This window comes from Stenotrophomonas maltophilia, from assembly GCF_039555535.1.
GTDB classification, from domain to species: Bacteria; Pseudomonadota; Gammaproteobacteria; order Xanthomonadales; family Xanthomonadaceae; genus Stenotrophomonas; species Stenotrophomonas maltophilia_Q.
Window position 1 is genome coordinate 1,841,852 of record NZ_CP154630.1, and the last position, 14,094, is coordinate 1,855,945.

General features: G+C 57.7%; 14 protein-coding genes. 10 read left to right on the top strand and 4 right to left on the bottom strand.

Annotation, left to right across the window (positions count from 1 at the left end):
* The first annotated feature begins 51 nt into the window (after nucleotides 1–51).
* From AASM09_RS08525 to AASM09_RS08535, 3 genes are all read left to right on the top strand, one after another.
* On the top strand, nucleotides 52–756 hold the full coding sequence (locus AASM09_RS08525; protein ID WP_049429750.1) for a hypothetical protein: 705 nt from the start codon (nucleotides 52–54) through the stop codon (nucleotides 754–756).
* 51 nt (nucleotides 757–807) lie between these two features.
* Nucleotides 808–1,041, top strand: coding sequence for a hypothetical protein (locus AASM09_RS08530; RefSeq protein WP_049429749.1), 234 nt, complete (start codon nucleotides 808–810; stop codon nucleotides 1,039–1,041).
* A 159-nt stretch (nucleotides 1,042–1,200) separates the two neighbouring features.
* A complete protein-coding gene (locus tag AASM09_RS08535) occupies nucleotides 1,201–1,863 on the top strand; it encodes a hypothetical protein (protein ID WP_152906588.1) in 663 nt (220 codons plus the stop codon).
* Between the two features lie 187 nt (nucleotides 1,864–2,050).
* Here AASM09_RS08535 and AASM09_RS08540 read toward each other — a convergent pair whose 3' ends face one another.
* Complete coding sequence (locus AASM09_RS08540) at nucleotides 2,051–3,001, bottom strand: DUF6216 family protein (protein WP_152906587.1); 951 nt, start codon at nucleotides 2,999–3,001, stop codon at nucleotides 2,051–2,053.
* Between the two features lie 362 nt (nucleotides 3,002–3,363).
* On the opposite strand from AASM09_RS08540, the gene AASM09_RS08545 reads away from it, so the two are divergent.
* Nucleotides 3,364–3,978, top strand: a complete 615-nt coding sequence (locus AASM09_RS08545) for a hypothetical protein (RefSeq protein ID WP_049429746.1) — start codon at nucleotides 3,364–3,366, stop codon at nucleotides 3,976–3,978.
* Between the two features lie 529 nt (nucleotides 3,979–4,507).
* On the opposite strand, the gene AASM09_RS08550 is transcribed toward AASM09_RS08545, so the two are convergent.
* Nucleotides 4,508–5,521: a toll/interleukin-1 receptor domain-containing protein gene (locus AASM09_RS08550; protein ID WP_049429744.1), complete on the bottom strand. Its 1,014-nt coding sequence runs from the start codon at nucleotides 5,519–5,521 to the stop codon at nucleotides 4,508–4,510.
* A gap of 166 nt (nucleotides 5,522–5,687) precedes the next feature.
* Here AASM09_RS08550 and AASM09_RS08555 point away from each other — a divergent pair, with 166 nt between their 5' ends.
* Nucleotides 5,688–6,020 carry a GrlR family regulatory protein gene (locus tag AASM09_RS08555; RefSeq protein ID WP_049429743.1) on the top strand — a complete coding sequence of 111 codons (333 nt, stop codon included), beginning with the start codon at nucleotides 5,688–5,690 and terminating at the stop codon, nucleotides 6,018–6,020.
* Nucleotides 6,021–6,824: 804 nt separating this feature from the next.
* Here AASM09_RS08555 and AASM09_RS08560 read toward each other — a convergent pair.
* Nucleotides 6,825–7,766: a LysR substrate-binding domain-containing protein gene (locus AASM09_RS08560; RefSeq protein ID WP_049429742.1), complete on the bottom strand. Its 942-nt coding sequence runs from the start codon at nucleotides 7,764–7,766 to the stop codon at nucleotides 6,825–6,827.
* Nucleotides 7,767–7,893: 127 nt separating this feature from the next.
* On the opposite strand from AASM09_RS08560, the gene AASM09_RS08565 reads away from it, so the two are divergent.
* The 5 genes from AASM09_RS08565 (at nucleotide 7,894) to AASM09_RS08585 (ending at nucleotide 12,796) form a co-directional block, all read left to right on the top strand.
* A complete protein-coding gene (locus AASM09_RS08565; protein WP_049429741.1) occupies nucleotides 7,894–8,454 on the top strand; it encodes a hypothetical protein in 561 nt (186 codons plus the stop codon).
* A complete protein-coding gene (locus AASM09_RS08570) occupies nucleotides 8,447–8,773 on the top strand; it encodes a hypothetical protein (protein WP_049429740.1) in 327 nt (108 codons plus the stop codon). Before AASM09_RS08565 ends, AASM09_RS08570 begins: the two co-directional genes overlap by 8 nt.
* A 9-nt stretch (nucleotides 8,774–8,782) precedes the next feature.
* Nucleotides 8,783–9,634 (top strand): MBL fold metallo-hydrolase, encoded by an 852-nt coding sequence (locus tag AASM09_RS08575; protein WP_049429739.1) that lies wholly within the window; start codon nucleotides 8,783–8,785, stop codon nucleotides 9,632–9,634.
* 138 nt (nucleotides 9,635–9,772) lie between these two features.
* Nucleotides 9,773–10,930 carry an SMEK domain-containing protein gene (locus AASM09_RS08580; protein ID WP_100459806.1) on the top strand — a complete coding sequence of 386 codons (1,158 nt, stop codon included), beginning with the start codon at nucleotides 9,773–9,775 and terminating at the stop codon, nucleotides 10,928–10,930.
* Between the two features lie 751 nt (nucleotides 10,931–11,681).
* A protein-coding gene (locus AASM09_RS08585; protein ID WP_180848931.1) for an IS3 family transposase occupies nucleotides 11,682–12,796 on the top strand; the annotation gives its coding sequence in 2 pieces (ribosomal slippage) (nucleotides 11,682–11,934 and nucleotides 11,934–12,796; 1,116 coding nt in all).
* 206 nt (nucleotides 12,797–13,002) lie between these two features.
* Here AASM09_RS08585 and AASM09_RS08590 read toward each other — a convergent pair.
* Nucleotides 13,003–14,085, bottom strand: a complete 1,083-nt coding sequence (locus AASM09_RS08590) for a DUF3800 domain-containing protein (RefSeq protein ID WP_049429735.1) — start codon at nucleotides 14,083–14,085, stop codon at nucleotides 13,003–13,005.
* Nucleotides 14,086–14,094: the final 9 nt, after the last annotated feature.

Here is a 14,094-nt window from a genome sequence, read left to right on the forward strand (position 1 = left end):
ATAATTTGCGTGGATTCAGAGTGGTGTTGGGTCCGGGGAGGGCTCGAACTAATGACACTGATTAGCAATCAAGACAGCTTGGAAGAGGGGTTCATTCGCTCTGCCTTAGAGATCATCGCCAACACCGGGAGAAGGTCGGCCATCGTGGCGCGGTCAGACCATCAAACGGTCCGTCAGCTGTTGGATCAGGCGCCAAGCAGCACGCGCTTCACGCAGTCAATGGCTGAGTTCTACTTGACCATCCCGCGGCGGCAATTTGAAGCTCTAAAGCGCGCACATTCCAACCCGTTCGCGCAGAGTGTGGGTCGTCCGAAAATGATCAGCAAAGGCGAGCTTTTGACTTGGTTCGGCCGCGTGAATAAGTCTGTGCATGCCATTGCAGGCGAACTGGAAGGACGTCTTGGCAGAACGCCCAACGGAACTCCCTTTATCGTGATGCGCGACAAACATAAGAAGATCAATCGCATCATCTCGCATGCCGGCATCACAACCCTGGATCTAGACGCGATTGAAGAGGCTTTTGCACACGGCGCGAAGATCGCGGCGCTTGGCGTTGGTCAAGCATTGACTCTGCCGTGGGCTGACCTTGCCGAGAAGCGCCTATGGCGACAAGCCTATCGAATCCATATCGACCGAGCTCATGCAGAAATGGTAGCGCTCTTGGATAGGCAGGAGCTCGATGAAGCAACGGTCATAGGACCTGATCGACCGTCAGGTGGACGGTACGGTTCCGTACTCGATGGTCCAAGGGACTAACTGTAACTTTGTTTCCGAAGCCGGGCAGGGTGTTCGGCAAGGAGAAGTCACATGAAGTACGAAGTCGAGTTCAATGGTCTGGCGCAGTGCGCGCACTATTTGGAAGTCGAAGCTGAAAGTCCGGAAGACGCCTTGAGGATGGCCAAGGAGGCGGTCCTGTCGGATGCGTCATTTGCCATCGAGGAGTGGGTGAATGAGCCCACCATCGAGAGCTTGAGCGAAGATGGCATGCTCATCGCAAGCAACTACGAGTTGGACATCGCGAACGTGGAAGACTACGAATGACCGAGAGGGCTCTTACCCGCATCGGTCCCAAGGGTTGAATTGAAAGCCTTTGCCGTGCATGTCCTCGCGTTGCGGCTCTCTTTTTCCGGCAGGTCGCAGCTTTCAGGGGGGCGCTGGAGCACACGTTGACAGTTAGGGACGTTAAGTTAACGTGGATGAATGGATCAAGCTTCGAATTCCGACAGATCGGCGACTCCGTCTGATCTTGAGCAAGGCCAAGACGAGGAACAACGCCGCCGTCTGTTGATTGCAGTGGTGAGGGGCGACTGTTCTGCTGTGAGGCTGGCGCTGGCATCTCTGTCGGATGGGAGGAGCGTGCAGCATGCGTTGAGAGTGGCCGCAGGTCTGGGCCATGCCAATATTGCCTCAATGATCATTCAAAATGCGCTTCCCGATGCCGCCGATGCCCTGGATGGGGCGTTGGCGGCAGCGATCAAGGACAGTCAGATCGCGACCGGCCGCCAATTGCTTTTCGAGGCATCACGGTTCGCTGAGCGACCTGCGTTGGTGAAATCAATTTATGCCGCTGGAAGTGTCGGGGCTGTGGATTTCATCGATGAGATCATGTTGGCGTATCGTCCGCCCAACAAGTCGCTTGTCTCCGCGTTTCGTGTTGCGCTGCTCGAGAAGAGGTGGCCGGCTGCCGTGCATATCTTCGATGCGGCCGATGCCAGGCTATTTGATCGGTGGATAGCGGAGGACGACCGGAGTTGCATGGATGCGTGCCGCGCACTTCGGCAGTCCGATGCTGTCCGGGAAGAGTTGGATCATTGCACCAAGCCTCCAGTAATAGGGCACAAGCTGCCACAGCGGAGAATTTGAACGGGTCCCCAAAGACGCGTGAGAGGGGCTGCCAGCACTCTTATTACAAGGAGCCGAGGCCGCGCTGGCTCCGCTCTGGTTGACTATGCCGATCGCTGACAGCGCTTCCCTCGAGCGCTGCAGTGGAGGTCACACACTCCCATCGGTACCGTGACGACCGCCCAACAGCCACCTGGGTTGCCTTGAGTCAGTGTCCGCGACGAGCGCCTCCGGCGGGAGGCTTAAGGGTGTCCGTTTTTATGCCAACTCGCCAATCCAGCCATGCTCCGCACTTCAGCAGCATGACCAGCCTATAGCGGCTTCTGCCGGACGGGGCGTCAGTCTGTATTGAGGGCTGTGGCAGGGAACGAGCAAGAGCACGGATTGCAAAAGCGCGCCTGAGTGCGTCGAAAAGCATGAGACAGGTCCACGCCAGAAACGCTGAGGCAAATAAGAAGGTCAGGCGTTGTTCGCGAACTGACTTCATCAGTTCCGCGGACGTTCTCGGATCTGCCCAGATGTCACAGAGGATATCTGGGTCGGCTGGGCGAAATCCACCCGCGCCTTGGTCTTCGTACTTGACTTTCGAGGTATCTGCGCAGGACGCCACGGAGAGGATCGGGCGCTCTCCTGATAGGGCAGGCTTGGCAATCTGTGCTTGGTCCTTCCCGAGCCAAAGCCAAGTTCCGGTGGTATTGAGTGAGACGAGTAGCCTCTGCTCGGTTGCACCGTACGCGAGGATCCACGTGAGCCAGAAGCACGCAAAGAGCATCAGGCCGCAAAGGGCAATACCGATTCCGCGCGGGCGTTTCTTTTCGATGACCGTAAAGTTATCAAGATCGAACGCACTGCCTGCCAAGCCAACTAGGTCAAGCGGCACGTTACGCGCTTGTGCCTTCCCGATGATCTTCTTAGCATCCACCAGCGTTCGGGCAGGAATTCCGTAAGTGAGCCGAAAAACCGCAAGAGCAGAGTAGTCCGAGAGATTTTTCTTAACGAAAGGGTCCTGGATGTCGTCCCGGCTAATGAACAACCTCAGCAAACGATTGTTCAATGGGTGCAGCGAACCAGCTCGCCAGCAAATATGTAGCGCTGCCGCGACTAACCCAAGCGCCGAAAACCACTCTGGTGCTCCAGAGTAAATACTATCCCAATTCATCCTAACGTCCTGTTTGTTTTGCGATTGGAAGGTTTTATCTCCTCCCGCTATCGGCACAGGCCAGGCGGAACTTTAGATCGTTTTCGGGGAGGCGACTGGGGGCGTGGACCGCATGGCCCGGAGAAGGCGATCGTCTTGGCTAGCGTTTTGTGCGTGAGAAAAAGCTTGCCATAGGCCTATGTCCGCCTTTGGCCTTTTCACTTTGGCTCCCCCAGATGAGTGCTTTCTCAACGTGCTCTTCCACGGGTTTCAGTTGGTCGCCAACCGCGCTGATACTACCTAGTAAGAGGACGGAGGCGGATCCGGGTGGACAGCTAAGTTAGCTGGGCGATAGTCTCCGTCTTTTGATCAGTGGCGATCCTATGAGTATTCTCAATGTGTTGCTGCGCCCCGACCAACTCCTTGTTGCGGTCGATACGTGGGCCGAGGACGCGCTGACGCATAAGTCATCAGTGGGCGCCAAGCTGCTGCTGATCCCGCAGCACAACCTGGTGCTGGCCAGTCGCGGCTCCGCCCAGTTTTTCTTGAAGATCTACGAACTCTGCCTTCTAGCCAGCTTCCGTGCCGACTTCACCATGGAGCAGCTCATGGCCGAGCTCGGATTGGTCATGGACCATCTTTGGCCGGACTATGTTCGGGCGGCAGCGGAAGCGGGCATTGCTCGGGACATCTTGCATAGTGAGCTTGTTTTGGGCGGCTGGTCGCCGAAGAACAGCCGGATGATGGCAACGGCCTATGCCAAGGATGTGGGTGATGGTCCGGCACGGGTGCAGCCATTGGAAGGCGGCGTTGCGTCACCTGGGGAGCCACTGCGCGGGCGGCAAGATAGCTTCGAGCTCGGGGCCGTCCTTGAAGCCGGCCGACTGCAAATGGCCTACCTCAACGACAGCGTGGGTCGGACCGTTGCTGGGGGGCGCCTGGTAGTCGCCGATCTTCGTAAGGGGCAAGCGACCATCACCGATTTGGCGGAGCTGTAGTGCCGCCTTATCGCTCGACCAGGGGTTTATGGAGTTCGTTTACCGAGAGGATCCAGGCTGCGCATCAGGGCCCTGTCCGATCTGCCAAAGGACCCGCTTTTCGTATCCGCTGCCGAGAACGACCTGCCACTTTGCGAATCCGGCGGAAAGGCCTCCCGTCGGAGGTAGGTCGCTCTCAAGGACAATGGCATCGAAGCCACCGAACCCTTGAGCTTTCGCCCTCGCCTAGAGGGATGTCCCCTCTCTGACTAGGTTGCCAGGCAAAGCGCGGGAATAGTCTGCGTTGAACACGCTCGTCTCATCGATTTCGATGCGAACTGCAGGAAATACCAGTCCAACCCAGCCGTTCGCACCGTCTGCCTCGAACCAAGTGAAATGGTGGCTACCAGTCAGGATCAGGACAGCTGTGTTGCCCAACTTGGAAGTGCCTATAAGCAGGGCCTCTTCTGAGCGGTGCCTCGGGAGGATGAGCGAAAGAGCGGCGCAGGAACTCGCACTAGATACCGTGAACTCGCTGGTCGATATCATCTCAGCGCCTGTGTGGATGGTTGCTACGGCTTTGAAGGGGGCCAATGAGCTGTTCCCAGAGCATCTCGGCCGCACCCTCTTGAGTCAGCTTTTGACCCCGACTCGACCCATACGCGGACATGCCCATGCTGGTGAGGAACAGGGATTGATCATCGCAGTCAACCGATAGTGATTCGTTGTAAGAATTGCTATCAAGCGTCTCTCCTTGAATGTAGTTGATGCCCCCGAGCATTCCCCCCAGGTAGATCGTTGCCCGAGCAACGTCGTTCCCCTCGTGGTAAATCGTGGAGAAGAAGCGGTTGGCGTCGATTCGACGGAACGAGCCTTCGTAGGCCGGGTTGCGTTCTTGGAGTTCGTCGAGCGAGTTCTCGAAGTGCTTCGCGATGTATTCGAAGGTCTCGGCCTTGAACTTATCTCTGTCCCGCTGAGTGAAGGCCTTGGCGAGACGCAAATTGCTCGACCTCGGGCCATGCTTGCCTTGAGCGCTGCTTTCAGTGCTAGCGGTGCCGGCTGTGACTGGAGAGGCCTGTGCCAAGGGTTTGTTGAACGCAACTGGCTTGATCTGTTTGGCCGCGCGCTGTCTGGCGGCAGCTCGAACGGCTTGGGCCACATCCAAAAATGCTTCGTCGATATCCGCCCATTTTTTCACGGGTTTGCCATCCTTCGGGGTCGCCATTAGCTTCCCAAAAGGTGCGTGGTGCCAGTCGCAGGCTCTGAGGATGACGGGGATGACGGTTGCCTCACCGAGTTCATGCCGTTCCAGGGCCCGGGTCATCTCCTTGTCATAGCAGTAGTCCGACGCAATGAAGTCCGGACTTACAAGAAGAAGGATGATTTCATCGCTATTGATGTGCTCATCGATCGTCTTATCGATCTCCTGGCCGGCATTGATGCGGCGGTCATGCCAGGTCTCAATGATCCCTTGGCGCCTGAGCATTGATAGCTGCTTTTCTAGCTGGTCGCGGAGGTCTTCATCTGTATGGCAATAGGAAAAGAAGACGGTGGGCAAGGTCATGCTCCTCTACGTGCTGGGCGAAGACTCGTGAACTCGATTCTATCCAAAGCGGGGATTTCGGGTCATTGGACTGCTCGATGTGCCTTTCAGTATGGCTGGTGGCAGTCGCGGCTTGTGAGACTGAGCAGTGATCTGATTGCTTTTCCTACCCAGTGGAGGCGCGGCAATGAAAGACGGCATTTACCATGTTCGTTTCTCGTCGAACATGCAGGGAGTGGGCGAAGGCATCGCTGTATTTAAAGGTGGCAGCGTCAACGGCGGTGATTCCGGATACACGTATTCAGGATCCAAGCAGGGCGACGGCGCTGGGTTTACGGCCGAGCTGACCATCAAGCGCTGGGATCCGGGCTCCGAATCCGTGTTTGGCGGGCTCGACCAGTTCGAACTCGAGTTCCGGGGCCATGCCACGGAAGCCGGCTTTAGTGCAAAGGGCAGCATCGTCGGGCGCTCTGAAGCCACCTTGGTAGTGGAAGGGCGCTACTTGACCCCTGCGCTCTGAGCGACACCAACGAGAAAGCCCCCAACCTGAGGGCCTTCTTTGATCTGCCGGAGCTGCTTCGAATTGGATCGCTGTGCCACGAGCGACAGAAGCGTGTGCTTCGTTAGTGGCGAGCATCCGTATTGTCAGTCATTTCGTTCAGCATCAAGCCGGTGATCGATCGGGTGTTTTCCTTCTCTGAAGCGCCTGCTGCGTTCGAGCGGCTTCAGGAAGGGCCATTCGGGAAGGTGGTCGTTCAAATTGCATGACCGTGTGACGCCGATCAGCCAGTGGAAGTTGGCCGGTCCCGACTTCTTTATTGTAGGTGACGTCGCGAATGTGCCCTGGAATTGAGGCGATGAGAGGCAGGCTGCCAATGTGGAAAGCTGTATCCTCACAAGTGCGTTCGGATGAAGCCGGCCGTACAGGACACGCCAAACGCTCAGTAGTTTACGCCGCTTAATCCGCGTTTTAACCGTCAGTGATCTGAGGAGCGCAAGTGATGGCAATCAAGCCTGGCCCCAAGCCTATCGCCAAGTCAACTGGCAAGCCCGATCAGCGTAGAAGGGATAACAAAGCTACGCCGGGAAACACAGACGCCCTTAAGCCTCACAAGCATAAGAAGGGTAGTTGAGCCTGCCGCTCAACCAGTCAGTGTGCGTTCGTTTCGCTTACGCGCGCCCGGCCAGTGGTCGGGCGCGCTTAACGATCCGCGGGCAGCGCTTTGGACCAGGTGTTCCAAGGCACTGGCTGGGATCTTCAACCCCGTTGCGGAGTATTCCCAACCAGGACCGCTACTGGCCTATAGCTGATTGGTAGCGATATTCACGAATGTCCTGCAAGCGCCCTGGTTGCTTGTCCGTCAAGTCCGCTTTCCGTCCGAGCCGTGCGGGCCTCCTCCAGCAACCAGTGCGAAAATGCTAGTAGTGGGCCCGTAGTTAACCCGATTGGCTCTGGCAGCACTAAACAGAACGTCTTGGACACCGCCTCGCCTTGCGGCCATGGCGCCACCAGCTGCCCTTGCACGAGCTCTGCCTCCACATAGAGGCGAGGCACCAGGGCGACCCCGAGGCCTGCAAGCGCTGCTTCAATCAACATCGCATGAAGGTCGTAGCGTGCACCCACCGCTGGGTTGGTGAGGGGTATCCCTGAGGCCTTCGCGTAGCGCCGCCAAGCATCGGGGCTCTGTCGTCGGTGTAGCCGCGGCAGTTGGTCCAGTAAGACGCGAGCCTCTGCGCCTTTGATGAGCGCGGGATGGCACACCGGCACCAGCACTTCCTGCAGCAGCGGGTAAGTGCGCATACCCGCCCAGGCTGGGTGCTCGAAGTGCACGGCTGCGTCGAATCCACTGCCGGCAAGCGCGAACGGGTCAGTGCGCTCGCAAAGGTGCACGGTGATGTTCGGATGCGCGCGGCTAAACGCGGGCAGGCGAGGGATAAGCCATCGCAACGCGAAGGTGGGCGTTACGGCAATGTCCAGGCTTGCAGCGTCCTTCGGTTGGCCCATCAGGTATTGGCTGTCCCGGTCCAAGCGGTCCAGCGACTCGCGGACTTGGGCGGCGTATCGCTCGCCATTGGGCAGCAGGCGGACGCGATTGCCGACCCGCTCAAATAGGGGGACCCCCAGGAAGGATTCCAGCCTGCCGATCTGGCGGCTGATGGCCCCCTCGGTGAGGGAAAGCTCTTCCGCTGCCCGAGCAAAGCTGCCGTGGCGGGCGGCGGCCTCGAAGGCGGTCAGGGAGGTGCTGCTGGGAATCTTCCTGCGCATGGGGATTCAGCGTGATCTTTTGTCACTGAAGCATACCGAAACGTCGATTTGATGTGGGCTAATGTAGGGCTAGCATGACGGGACATCAACAAGGGCAACGCGCACAAGCCGGCCCAGGAGTGTTCCCATGATCTACACCGTCGAATGCAGCTATTCCGACTCCGCCAGCGAGGAGCAATGGAACGATTTCTACAGCCTGCACAAACTGCCTGCGCTCATTTCCGTGCGGGGATTCCACACCTCGCAGCGCTTCAGGGCATGTGGTGCAGCGTGCCCGACCTACCTTGCCCTTCACTCGATAGACGGCATGGAGGTCCTGCAGGGGGACGAGTATGCCCGGAAGGGAGGGGGCAACTTCGCACGCTGGCAGCAGCACATCACCGACTGGCATCGCAACCTATACAGTGGCTTGGATCGGGCCCCCGCCGTCGAACAGGGCGATTACCTACTGGTGAGTCGCGTCGGCCCTGAGCCGCTCATTGAGATGGGGACTGCATTCGAGGCCTTGCATGCGGTTGCGCTCGATCACGCGCCCGCAGCGCTCTGGCTTTCGAGCGTCCCGGCCGGGCAAGTCCCGGTCGTGGAGTCCCTTCCTGGCGGTGTGCACGCTTATACGCCCATGACAGCACAACTCAAGTGCTTGTCCGAGGCAGGCCGGTCAGGGGCGGAGCCGCACCCAAATGCCTAGGCTCTCGATCTACTTCACCGAGGAGCGGATGCCGGCGAAGGACAGTCTGGACGCGCTCACTGAGCGATGCGCGGTGCTGTTCGCGGACGTGCTTGGTGCTGCGTTGGACAATGTCCACATCCTTTACCTGGTTGCGCGTCAGGGGCGGGGCCATCCGGCGTCTGCGGAAATGGCCTACCGACTGGGTCCGGAGAGGACGCCCGAGCTCATGGACGAATTCATGCGGCAGCTCGATCTGGCCATCCAAGACCATGCAGGGCTGACGGCGCGCATCCGTTGCTTTGGCTACGCCAATGATTCCCTTCACGCGCGAAACTGACGAGCGGCCATGAACGCATCCATCATTGAACGGGCTCTGCCCACCCTCCAGATCGGTGACTTCCTGATCCAAGCGATCAGCGATGGCCATCTGACCGCCAGTCTGGATCTGCTCTCCCACATCGATCCGGCCGAGGCCGAGCAGCTACAGCTGAAGGCCGGGGTCAGCGACCCGTCCTCGATCCACGTCAACACCTACCTGGTGCGGGGGAAGGGCCGCACGATCCTCATCGACGCCGGTGCCGGGGGGATCAAGGGCTGGGGAGGGGAGTTGAGGGGCAATCTATTGCGAGCCGGTGTGCAGCCCACGGATGTGGATACGATCTTGCTCACGCATGCGCATCCTGATCATGTTGGCGGTCTACTCGATGCTCAAGGTCACCCCGTCTTCCCCAATGCGGAGCTGCTCATACACCCACGCGAGCTGTCCTTCTGGGAGGACGACGGCAACCTTGCCCGCAGCAATGATCGTGCCCGGGGCAACTTCCTGCTCGCACGGCAGGTGTTCGCCGGATATCGCCGCAACTTGCGCTTGTTGGCCGAGGGCGATGTACTGCCCGGTATCAGTATGGTTCCGCTTTCAGGCCATACGCCAGGGCACACCGGCTATCGGGTGGAATCGGAGGGCCGCAGTGCGTTGATCTGGGGTGACATCGTGCATTTTCCCCACATCCAAATTGCCCGGCCCCACGTATCCATCGCATTCGACCAGGATCCGCAGCGGGCTGCGGCGGCCCGTTCTGCGCTTTTGGATATGGTCAGTGCAGATCAGTTGATGGCGGCCGGCATGCACTTGGGTGAGCTGGGGTTTGTTCGCATTCAGCGCATCGGAAGAGGTTATTCCTTCACATACGCCGGATGAAGAAGGACTGGTTGTTGTAAGGTCTGCGCCGCTCTTGGCCGAAAGCGGCGGCGCCGACGCAAGAGGGCACCACCAGAATGCTAGCGTCCTCTCTCGACCCGTAACGGACACCAGCATTTCAATCCTTTGACCTTATGGATGCTGCGCCAGCTATCAAGTACTCTGCTGCAGAAGATCCAGCCCTACAAGGTAGGCCGGTTGAGTTACGACAGAATTGTAGCCCTGTCACTGAAGAGAGAATCAAGGTGCATTGGAATGATAACTAGGGGTTTCTATATTGGAGAGGTTATCGATGAGCTCTCAGTTGTCGCAGGTCAGGTTTCCATACGCAATAAGCTAGGGCTGACGGACCTATCGACGCTTACTGAGAACTTTTTCCGTGACCTTCTCAATGCAATTCACAGTAGTTCGCTCATCAACCTTAACGAAGAGCGGTCCAACTCGCCTGGCCTCGATCTCGGCGATGACGTATCGGGCCTAGCGATCCAGGTAACAGCCACAGCCAGCGCGACGAAGGTCGAGAAGACACTTGCTAAGATTACCCCCGACCATCAAACGCGATACAAGCGTTTCGTGGTGTTGGTAGTTGGAAAGAAGCAGGGCTCTTACTCCATTGACGAGCAGGCCGCTAAGCGCCTTGGGTTTGCTAAAGAGCGCGACATTTGGGACGTAGATGATCTCGCCCGGCAAATCGTTGCGCTTGACATTGCTCGCCTGGAGGCCGTACACCGGCTGATTCGGAAGGAAGTGGGGAGGCTTAAAGTTGATCTCGAAATCCCGGACGCCGATGGCAAGTACCCCACGAGCGGCTACGATCTCTGGGAGCAGCGAGTTAAGCCAAAAGTAGGTGATGGGAGTGCCTTTCGAACGTTCGTTGCACAATCGGCAGAGGTGAGCGAAGAAGAGATTGAAGCAGATCTGCCTAAGGAGATTAGACTTTTAGCAAAGCGGCTTTCCCGGCTGCCTCGAGTCACACGTGAGTTCTTAGTCATGCTCCTCACGCGCCAGACAAATCGGGATTCAGGGCGGTTCCATCCGCCGTGGATGACGTTACTGTACGACACAGTCAAGCGCGAGTTTCGGGGTGACGATTTAGATGGTGAACTCGGAATCCTCGAGGAAGAGGGGTTCGTTGAAGTGCGGGTTGAGGATCGTCACGAGAATGGTCCGCCTGAGATCGGCGTCCGGTTCCCAAGTAAGTGCGAGGATCTATCGCACTCCCTGCTGAGCTTCATAGATGAAAAGGGCCTCAGCCTGCGCACAGTGATTGGTGAGGTGGACTTCTCTGCTTTTTAATTGCGAGAGGTCTGCGCCGTGCTCTTCGATTGTTGAATCAGTCGTCGCACCGAATGTCCGCTTCTGGCCGATAGTGGACACGGCGGAGGGGTTAGGGCGCTCCCCATGTCATTCACTCAACCTGCGCCGCCAGAGCTAATTTGTGTGGTCAATAAGCCAGTCAGGCTACGGCGCGCAAAGTCCTCCTGGGACCGTTGCGCTTTGAAGGTTCTTCCTCTTATTTGAGCGTGGCTACTTCCCGATGCTCAATGCAGTAGCTGCCCGAAGCCCGACACCGCTCTGCTTGGCTCGCGGTGACCGTCACCGCGGTCACGTCCAGACCAGTGGAGGCGGCTCGGAGTTGCTGAGCGCGAGGTGGGTAAGCTGCTTGCATACAGCACAGTGGATAGAGGGGACGGACTCTGGCCGCACCTAAGTGTGCGCAATCTGATCGAAGAGGTTCGAAGCAGCGAGATGGAAAGTGCGTTGGTGATCGAGCTGTTTAACAAGCGGGGGATTCACACCCGCTCTAGAGACGGAGGGAGGTGATCAGGAGCGAGAGCTCGCAAGAGATGCATCAGACTTGGCGAAAAAATTGCAAGGTAGTTGGCCCCGAACCGCCCAAGTTCTTCGTGAACGCGCCGCGGACTGGATCCGTCATGCAGAATTAGAGGACAAATGGGCTGCCGAGCAAAGGATCCGTAAGCTCCCCCGGCAGCCTGACACCCAATAAGTAGAACTTTCTGGCATCTTTAACTAGCCAGGAGGTTGCATGCGCACATCAAAATTCAGCGAGACGCAGATCATCACGATCCTCAAGCAGGGCGATGCCGGGCTTGCGGTGAAGGATCTATGTCGACAAGCCGGCATCAGCACGGCGACGTATTACCAGTGGAGGAGCAAGTACGGTGGCCTTGAGGCATCCGAACTTCGTCGGGTCAAGGACCTCGAAGCTGAGAACGCTAAGCTCAAACGGATGTATGCGGAAATGGCGCTGGACAACGCGGCGCTGAAGGACCTGATCACAAAAAAACTGTAGGGCCGGGTCAGAAGCGTGAGGCAGTGCGTTTCCTCACCGAGGTGCACGCGCGTCCCCTGAGCCGGTCCTGCGGTTACGTGGGCTTGTCTCGTGCGGCATGGTATGCGCCGCCACTGGACTGGACCGTGCGCGATTCGGAGTTGATCTCGGCATTGGCCAGGCTGGTCGAGGAGCGGCCAAGTCGAGGTTTCTGGAAGTGCAGTGATCAACTGCGCAAGAAGCGGCCAGATTGGAACCCGAAGCGGATCTATTGTGTGTACAAGGCGATGAAGCTCAACCTGAGAAGGGCCGCCAAGCGACGCCTGCCAAAGCGCGAGCGGGTGCCGCTGTATGTTCCCAAGCACCCCGATACCGTTTGGTCCATGGACTTCATGAGTGACGCGCTGGCCTGCGGCAAACGATTTCGAACATTCAATGTGGTCGATGACTTCAACCGCGAGGTGCTGCACATTGAGGTAGATACCTCGCTCAACTCCGGCCGCCTGGTCCGCGTGTTCGAGCAGCTCAAACGTGATCACGGATTGCCGCAGGTTCTACGATCGGACAACGGCCCTGAGTTCCTGGGCGAAGCATTCACTCAGTGGGCCAAACTCAGCGGCGTGGCGCTGCAATGCATCCAACCTGGCAAGCCCAACCAGAACGCCTTCATCGAACGCTTCAACCGCACCTTCCGCGAGGAGGTGCTAGACCAGCACCTCTTCGCTCGCCTCGAGGACGTGCGCGAGGCAGCGCATTGGTGGATGATCGATTACAACGAGATTCGTCCACATGACTCACTCAGCGGCATGAGCCCCGTGGAGTACCGTATCGCCTACGCCAGAAGCTCTACTTTAGAAATGTCTGCTTGACGGGGGCGCTTACGGATCAGCCTTTGACGTGTCCTACTCAGGGAGTACCTTTGTTAGTGCCCTGCTTTGCGCAAAGCAAGGAGGTAACTGGGCTGTGTGAAGCAGGGTCGATCTAGCGCCAAGCGAAGCCATTCATATGCTCACTGTGGCTCTGTAGATTAGCCGCGTTGTCCACCTTGGCTGATGGTCGGCAGGGCAAGTGAAGTTCAGGGAAAAATGCATTCCTTCGTCGGAAGAACTTGGTTGATGCCAAGGGGCACGGCAGGGGTGGTCAAGTCAAAGATCTTCTCAAACGCTAGGCGATGGGCATCGCTCGGTTTCCGGCCAGCCTTACGGTCTCGGTAGAAGCGCATGATCAAGCCCGCGATGATGTCGGCGACTTGAACCCCGGCACTTAGCTTCGAGCTGGAAAATTCGAGTTGGGCGCGTTCCACAAAGCGGTAGTCAGCATAGGGGGTGAAAGGTAGCTTTTTCAGTTCTCCGACTCGCTCGGCCTGTTTGAGACTATCCAGCAGAGTGCGCGCATACTGCTGCTGCTCGTCGTGAACAAGCGTGACGTCTGCGAGTTTCCTTGTAAGCACTAAATTGATTCGGGCATAGAGGTTGGCAAGGGATGTCTGGTTCGGGAGCATCCACACTGGCTGCCTGCGCTTTGCGAGATCCGGTGAGGGTAAGAAATCCAGATGTGCCTGCGGGTTGACGTCTCGCGCAATTTTGTAGCGTATTCCCGCGTCAATGACGACTTCCTTTAGAAAGCGCTCTGTATTAGACAGGCTGGCATCAGCCTTAGATATGAGCGGCTTGAGTAGGCGTCCGAAGAACGTCATAAGCGAATGGTCAGTAGGGCTTATGCAAGCTTCGATAAAGCCTTCTAACGCCTCATCGGAAGCCAGCTCGGAAAGCGCGTCTGCCGCTTGATTGCTGAGTAGGTACGCGCCATGCGGCCCTAGGCCTTCATAGTCATGGCGAGCCAGCGTTGCGATCACCATATGCGTACAAAGGTAAAAGCGCTTGTCTACGACTTCGACAAGGATGGGTGCCTTGTTCATGCAGAGCCAGTCGATCAGCTCACTTACGAAAGCTTCATGATGCAAATGCTCAGAAGACTTGAGTTCACCATTTCCGATCCCGTGTCGCTTCCGGAGCGCCATAAGTTCGCGCTCTAGGTCGCCCTGATCTGCAATGCCAACACTAGCTAGGACGAAGTAGGGTTGTCCAGCAAAGTCCAGGTCAGTCCCGGAATTGACTACGTCGCCAGTGTGGCCACTTTCATCGATGTAGAAGCGCATCTGGCGTCC

Excerpts from the sequence above, each read along its gene's own strand:
- AASM09_RS08525 (WP_049429750.1), top strand. The coding sequence starts at position 52 with ATGACACTGATTAGCAATCAAGACAGCTTGGAAGAGGGGTTCATTCGC.
- AASM09_RS08530 (WP_049429749.1), top strand. The coding sequence starts at position 808 with ATGAAGTACGAAGTCGAGTTCAATGGTCTGGCGCAGTGCGCGCACTAT.
- AASM09_RS08535 (WP_152906588.1), top strand. The coding sequence starts at position 1,201 with ATGGATCAAGCTTCGAATTCCGACAGATCGGCGACTCCGTCTGATCTT.
- AASM09_RS08540 (WP_152906587.1), bottom strand. The coding sequence starts at position 3,001 with ATGAATTGGGATAGTATTTACTCTGGAGCACCAGAGTGGTTTTCGGCG.
- AASM09_RS08545 (WP_049429746.1), top strand. The coding sequence starts at position 3,364 with ATGAGTATTCTCAATGTGTTGCTGCGCCCCGACCAACTCCTTGTTGCG.
- AASM09_RS08550 (WP_049429744.1), bottom strand. The coding sequence starts at position 5,521 with ATGACCTTGCCCACCGTCTTCTTTTCCTATTGCCATACAGATGAAGAC.
- AASM09_RS08555 (WP_049429743.1), top strand. The coding sequence starts at position 5,688 with ATGAAAGACGGCATTTACCATGTTCGTTTCTCGTCGAACATGCAGGGA.
- AASM09_RS08560 (WP_049429742.1), bottom strand. The coding sequence starts at position 7,766 with ATGCGCAGGAAGATTCCCAGCAGCACCTCCCTGACCGCCTTCGAGGCC.
- AASM09_RS08565 (WP_049429741.1), top strand. The coding sequence starts at position 7,894 with ATGATCTACACCGTCGAATGCAGCTATTCCGACTCCGCCAGCGAGGAG.
- AASM09_RS08570 (WP_049429740.1), top strand. The coding sequence starts at position 8,447 with ATGCCTAGGCTCTCGATCTACTTCACCGAGGAGCGGATGCCGGCGAAG.
- AASM09_RS08575 (WP_049429739.1), top strand. The coding sequence starts at position 8,783 with ATGAACGCATCCATCATTGAACGGGCTCTGCCCACCCTCCAGATCGGT.
- AASM09_RS08580 (WP_100459806.1), top strand. The coding sequence starts at position 9,773 with ATGCTGCGCCAGCTATCAAGTACTCTGCTGCAGAAGATCCAGCCCTAC.
- AASM09_RS08590 (WP_049429735.1), bottom strand. The coding sequence starts at position 14,085 with ATGCGCTTCTACATCGATGAAAGTGGCCACACTGGCGACGTAGTCAAT.